Origin of the sequence: Streptomyces sp. NPDC016469 (assembly GCF_040632905.1) — a bacterium.
GTDB lineage: Bacteria > Actinomycetota > Actinomycetes > Streptomycetales > Streptomycetaceae > Streptomyces.
The window spans coordinates 265,582-271,808 of sequence record NZ_JBEYCQ010000009.1 but is presented as its reverse complement, the minus strand read 5'-3'; the positions used below and the strand labels follow the sequence as shown (position 1 = coordinate 271,808).

The 6,227-nt window shown below is 75.6% G+C and carries 6 protein-coding genes; 1 reads left to right on the top strand and 5 read right to left on the bottom strand.

What is annotated here, in order from left to right:
• Positions 1-765: ERAP1-like C-terminal domain-containing protein (locus tag ABZ565_RS13430; protein ID WP_361024738.1), on the top strand; the 765-nt coding region annotated here is incomplete at its 5' end.
• A gap of 60 nt (positions 766-825) precedes the next feature.
• Here ABZ565_RS13430 and alc read toward each other — a convergent pair.
• The 5 genes from alc to ABZ565_RS13405 form a co-directional block, all read right to left on the bottom strand.
• Positions 826-1,965, bottom strand: a complete 1,140-nt coding sequence (alc, locus tag ABZ565_RS13425) for an allantoicase (RefSeq protein ID WP_361024735.1) — start codon at positions 1,963-1,965, stop codon at positions 826-828.
• A gap of 65 nt (positions 1,966-2,030) precedes the next feature.
• Positions 2,031-2,963 (bottom strand): LysR substrate-binding domain-containing protein, encoded by a 933-nt coding sequence (locus tag ABZ565_RS13420; RefSeq protein WP_361024732.1) that lies wholly within the window; start codon positions 2,961-2,963, stop codon positions 2,031-2,033.
• Between the two features lie 128 nt (positions 2,964-3,091).
• Positions 3,092-3,322 (bottom strand): hypothetical protein, encoded by a 231-nt coding sequence (locus ABZ565_RS13415; protein WP_361024729.1) that lies wholly within the window; start codon positions 3,320-3,322, stop codon positions 3,092-3,094.
• A gap of 60 nt (positions 3,323-3,382) precedes the next feature.
• A complete protein-coding gene (gene malQ / locus ABZ565_RS13410) occupies positions 3,383-5,746 on the bottom strand; it encodes a 4-alpha-glucanotransferase (protein ID WP_361024726.1) in 2,364 nt (787 codons plus the stop codon).
• Complete coding sequence (locus ABZ565_RS13405; protein ID WP_361024723.1) at positions 5,747-6,013, bottom strand: hypothetical protein; 267 nt, start codon at positions 6,011-6,013, stop codon at positions 5,747-5,749. It lies immediately after the preceding gene.
• Positions 6,014-6,227 lie beyond the last annotated feature (214 nt).

The following is a 6,227-nucleotide window of genomic DNA, read 5'->3' as shown; positions in this document are numbered from 1 at the left end:
ATCGGCGTCGTGCAGTCGCTGCACCGCCAGGTCAAGACCGCGATCGACCTGTACGCGACGCCGGAGTGGCGCGAGGCGGGCCTGACGCAGTGGACCGACGCGACGCTCGCGCACCTGCGCGCGGCGGAGCCGGGCAGCGACCACCAGCTGGCCTGGGCGCGCGCCTTCGCGGCCACCGCCCGCACCCCCCAGCAGCTGGACCTGCTGCGCTCGCTGCTCGACGGCGCCGAGGCGATCGAGGGCCTGACCGTGGACACCGAGCTGCGCTGGGCGTTCGTCCAGCGGCTCGCCGCCACCGGGCTCATCGACGAGGAGGAGATCGACGCCGAGTACGCGCGGGACCGGACGGCGGCGGGCGAGCGCCACGCGGCGTCGGCGCGTGCGGCACGGCCCAGCGAGGAGGCGAAGGCCGAGGCGTGGGCGTCGGTCGTGGAGTCCGACAAGCTGCCGAACTCCCTCCAGGAGGCGGTCATCGCCGGTTTCGTGCAGACGGACCAGCGCGAGCTGCTGGCCCCGTACACGGAGAAGTTCTTCGCCTCGGTGAAGGGCGTCTGGGACTCGCGGAGCCACGAGATGGCCCAGCAGGTCGCGATCGGCCTGTATCCGGCGCTCCAGGTCTCGCAGGAGACCCTGGACGCCACGGACGCCTGGCTGGCCTCGGCCGGGCCGGGCGCCGGCCTGCGCCGGCTGATCTCGGAGTCCCGCTCGGGCGTGGAGCGCGCCCTGCGGGCCCGCGCGGCGGACGCGGCGGCCGCGACCGCGTAGCTGGAAACCGCCCGGCGGACAGGCGCTGAAGCGCAGCCGTCCGCCGGGCGGGAGCCGGGATTACGAGGCCGACGCCTCGTAGCGGGCCTTGAGGTCGGCCGCGCCGGACTCCGTCAGGGAGCCGTGCAGGCGCATCCGGGCGACGCCGCCGTCGGGGAAGGCGTCGAGGCGTACGTGGGTGACCACGGCCTCCGTCGGCAGCGGGAAGCGGTGCGGGGTGTCGGGCTGGAGGCGGGTGCGCGGGATGATCTCGAACCACTCGCCGCTCTCGCCGTCCCGGCCGTGCAGGGCGATCCAGCCGGCCGCGTTGCCCTTGAGGTAGGCGGTGTCGATCTCGACCGCGCGGACGGCGCCCTGGGCGGGCAGCCGGAAGCGCACCCAGTCGTTGGTGTCGCGGACCCGGCGGCGGCGGTTCTCCCAGCCGTCGTCCATCTTGCGGGAGGTGCCCGGCAGGATGATCTGGGTCGGCGAGGAGTAGAACCGGTCCGAGGCGTCCTCGTAGCTGCCGCCGTTCAGGACCGAGATCAGGTCGAAGGTGCCGAGCGTGGCGAGCCAGGCCGGGTCGGGGACCACTTCGCCGTGCACCCGGAGGCGGGCGATGCCGCCGTCGGGGTGCTGGCAGAGGCGGATGTGGGTCCAGCGCCGTCCGCCGGTGATCTCGAAGCCGTTGGCGGCGTGGCCGCGCACGGGGGCCGGGGGGACGATCTCCTCCCACTTCACGTCGTCGGCGAGCAGTTCCTCCGGGCCGGGCGCCCCCTCGACGCAGGTGGCCTGGACGGAGACGCGCTGCGGGTAGTTGCCCCGGAAGTGGGCGGTGTCCACGACGATGCCGCGGATGACGCCGGGGGCGCCGAGCCGGATCAGCGCCCAGTCGTGCTCGTCGGGGGCCGGGAACGGGTGCTGGGCGTCCGCGCCGCGCCGGCGGCGGGTCTCCCAGCCGTCCATGATCTTGCCCTTGTGGCCGAAGTGCTCGGGGTCGAAGACCGCGCGCTCCCGGACGAGCAGGTTCTCGCGCTGGGCGAAGAACTCGTCGTTGGCGGCGATCACGCCCGCGCCGAGCCGCCGGTCGGCGAGGTCCACGAGGTCGGTGAAGGGGAGGTCCGCGGTGCGGTAGTCGGCGTAGGGGTCACCGCCGCCGTACGGGGCCGCGTCATTGGCATGGGGGTCGTCGTGCCGGATCTCATTCTGTTCGGTGGTCATGCGTTCACTGTCGTACGACGGAAGCCGGTAGGTCCATCGAAAGTTTCCGCACGAATTGTTCAGCCTTACTGAATGGTCGTGCCGTCCCCGTACGGTTCCGCCGCCTCGCGCAGCGCCGCGAGGACCCGGGCCACCGCCGGGGCGTCCTCTCCCCCGCGCCGGACGGCGGCCACGACATGGCGGCGGGGCCGGTCCGCGTCGAGGACCCGCATCACCACGCCCTCCCGGCCGTGCCGTTCCGCCGAGGCCATGCGCGGGACCAGCGCGACCCCCAGGTCCGCGGCGACCATGGCGAGGATCGCGGTCCAGCCGGACGCGCTGTGCGCCTGCTCGGGTACGAAGCCCGCCGCCCGGCACGCGGAGACGGTGATCTCCGACCAGGGGCCCGAGCCGCCGTAGATCCAGGGCTCGGCCGACAGGTCGGCGAGGCGCAGCCCGGACGCGTCCGCGAGGCGGTGGCCGGCCGGCAGCGCCACGTCGAGCGGGTCGGCGAGCAGCGGCAGCACGGCGAACCGGGGGTCGCTGGCCGTCGGGGCGTCGGCGGCCAGCGACAGGGCGAGGTCGACCTCGGCGGCGGCGAGCAGTTCGTACGCCTGGGCGGCCTCCGCCTCGCGCACCCGGACGTCGGGGCCGGGGCGGGCGTCGGCGCGCAGCCGCTGCACGGCCGGGACGACGAGGGCGGGTACGGCGGTGGCGAACGCGGCAACCCGGACCTCGCCCGCCTCGCCGCGCAGATAACCGGTCAGTTCGGCGTCGGCGCGCTCCAGTTGGGCGAAGACCGCCTCGGCGTGGCGCAGGACGAGATGGGCGGCGTCGGTGAGCCGGACGCGCCGGCCCTGCGCCTCCAGGAGCGGTACGCCGAGCTGCCTGGCCAGGTTGGAGAGCTGCTGCGAGACCGCCGAGGGGGTCATCAGCAGGGCGTCGGCGGTCGCGGTGACCGTGCCCCGGTCGCGCAGGGTGCGCAGGATGCGGAGCTTCTTGACGTCCCACTCGGTCATGGGCGCAACCTACCGCCGCGCCCGGGTCCGGACATGCGTGTGCGCCGCGCGGTATCGGTCACCGTGCGGCGCACCCGTGCCGTGCGGGGCGGGACCGGGGGCGGGGCCCCGGTCGCCGGGCCGCTGGGTCAGGCCTGCTTCTTGGACTTGTCGAGCACCATGACCAGGCCCGCGATGACCGCGAACAGGACGAGGGGCGCCAGGACGAACAGGCCGAGCGTGTCGAGCACGCTCAGGCCGGTACCCGGGTCGTCGCCGTCGTCGCGGGTGAGCGCGAGCGCGGGGGACGACATCAGCAGCATCATCAGCGTCGTTCCGGCGGCGACGGCGCCGGCGCGCATAGCGTTCTTCTTGTCCACGGTGCAAACGTAGCGAACGCCCGCGCGGGCCGCGCGCCCGGGGGTGCCGTACGGGGCGCCCTACGGCGCTTCATGGACCTCCGGAGGCTCGTCGGAGGTGCGCAGGACATCCATCAGGCGGTGCAGCCGGGGCGATGCGGCCAGTTGCTCCAGCGTGACCGGGACGCCCTCCGCGTCGGCGACGGGCAGCCGCCAGTTGGGGTACTGGTCCCAGGTGCCCGGGAGGTTCTGCGGACGGCGGTCGCCGACGGTGTCGGGCAGCCAGATCCCGGTCATCCGGGCGGGGGTGCGCAGCAGGAAGCGGTGGACGGCCCGGACGGCCGCCTCCTCGCCGCCGCCGCCCTGGGCGAGCGCACCGCCCTCGGGGAGCAGCCCGAGCCGGGTGAGCAGGGCCAGCCACTCGGCCGTGTCCGCCCGGTCCTGCCTCAGCTCCTCGTCCAGGGGGCGGGTGAGCAGGCCGAGGCGGTGGCGCAGCGTCACATGGTCACCGGTCAGCCGGGCCGCGGTGGAGGGCAGGTCGTGGGTGGTCGCCGTGGCCACGCAGTCCCGGCGCCACCGCTCGGGGGCCAGGGGGCGCCCGTCGCCCGCCCAGTCCCGCTCGAACCAGAGCACCGAGGTGCCGAGGACGCCGCGCCGGGCCAGCGCCTCGCGGACGCCGGGCTCCACCGTGCCCAGGTCCTCGCCGACGACGACGGTGCCGGCCCGGTGGGCCTCCAGGACGAGGACGGCGAGCATCGCCTCCGCGTCGTGCGAGACGTAGGTGCCCTCGGTGGGCGGGCGGCCCTCGGGCACCCACCAGAGCCGGAACAGGCCCATCACGTGGTCGATGCGCAGGGCGCCCGCGTGGGCGAGGACGCCGCGCAGCAGGCCGCGGTACGGGGCGTAGCCGGAGGCGGCGAGGGCGTCGGGGCGCCAGGGCGGCAGGCCCCAGTCCTGGCCGCGGGCGTTGAACGCGTCGGGGGGCGCGCCGACGGACATGCCGTGGGCGAAGGCGTCCTGCTGGGCCCAGGTGTCGGCGCCGCCGGGGTGTACGCCGACCGCGAGGTCGTGGACGACGCCGACGGGCATCCCGGCCTCCCGGGCGGCCCGTTGGGCGTCGGCGAGCTGGGTGTCGGTCAGCCAGGCGAGCCGGCAGTGGTGGTCGACCCGGTCCAGCAGTTCGGCGCGGGCGCGGGCGGTGGCGTCGGAGCGGGGGTCGCGCAGCTCGTCCGGCCAGCCGTGCCAGTCGGGGCCGTGCACCTCGGCGAGCGCGCACCACAGAGCGTGGTCCTCCAGGGCGCGCCCCTGGGCGGCGAGGAAGTCGCAGTACGCGGCGTGCCGGCCGGGGGTGAGGGGGACCGCGAGGATCAGGTCGAGTGCCTGCCGCTTGAGCGCCCAGACGGCGTCCCGGTCGATGAGGGCGCCCTTGTCCAGGACGGCTTCCCGCAGCTCGGCGCCCTTGCGGCGCAGCGCGTCCAGGGCCACCGGGTCGGGCACGTGCCCGTACTCCGGGACGGACTCGACGCGCAGGTGCACCGGGTCGGGGAACCGCCGGGAGGACGGGCGGTAGGGCGAGGGATCGGTGGGGGCGCCGGGCAGCGCCGCGTGCAGCGGGTTGACCTGGACGAAGCCGGCGCCGAGCCGGCGGCCGGACCAGGAGGCGAGGTCGGCGAGGTCACCGAGGTCGCCCATGCCCCAGGAGCGGGCGGAGAGCAGGGAGTAGAGCTGGACGAGGAAGCCGTGGGTGCGGGCGGGCGGCTGCGGGACGCGGGCCGGGGCGACGACGAGCGTGCAGTCCTGGGGCTCGCGGTCCGGCGCGTGAGCGGTGAGCCGGTGCACGCCGAGCGGGGGCTCGGCCCACCAGCGGGGGGCACTTACCGGACCGGCCGGACCAGGCCCTGCGGCGGCACCCGGAGCGCTCCCCGGACCGGACGGACCGGGCCCTGCGGCGGCACCCGAAGCGCTCCCCGGACCGGACGGACCAGGCCCTGCGGCGGCACCCGAAGCGCTCCCCGGACCGGACGGACCAGGCCCTCCGGCGGCACCCGAAGCGCTCCCCGGACCGGACGGACGCGCACCCGTCGGGGCGGCCCCGGGGGCCTCCGGCCGCGCCTCCCCGGCGGGCACCCGCATCCACGCCGGCTCCGCCTCCTCGTCGCTCTCCTCCAGCCGGACGGCCAGCTCCGTGCCGGGCGGCAGCCCGGTCAGCGCGGGCGGCAGCGGTTCGCCGGACCACACCACCAGCGTGTCCGGAAGGAGCCGGGTGCGGGCGGCCGACTCGGCGGCGGCGAGGGCTTCGCGTACCGCTTCGGGCGTGGTGGCGTCGACGCCGAGCGCGCCGAGCACGGCGACGACCGTGGTCTCGGGGACGGGCTCGGAGACGCCGGCGGACGGGGAGAAGGAGGTGGCGACGCCGTGCAGTGCGGCGAGCCGGGACAAGCCCATTCAGACTCCTGGGGACTCCGTGCCCCACGCGCAGCCGGACGCGGCCGGTTCGCTGGTCAGCGGGGCGAGGACGGCGAGCGGCGGCTCGCTGGTCAGGGGGGTGGCCTCGGCGAGCGGGGGCTCGCTGGTCAGAGGTATGGCGTCGGCGAGCGGCGGTTCGCTCGTGAGCGGGCCGGGCACGGTGGCGGGGCACGCGCTGATCAGCGGGGCGGGACCGGATGCCTGTTTGGAGAGGGCGGAGAGCGGGCGCTGCGCGGTGGCGGGCATGGTGGCCTCCTGGCCGTGGAGAACAGGACAGTGACGGCCTACCCAACGGACGCGGCCGCAGACGTAGGCGTGACGACAACGAGTTCAACGTGTCCCGGGTCACATTCCGTTCCCGAAGGGCCGGTTGCCCGTAAGACGTTCGCCTTTTTCGGCCATTCGGCGCTGTCTTTCGCGTATCACCCCGTCACACGCGCCCCGCTCATCACACGGTCAC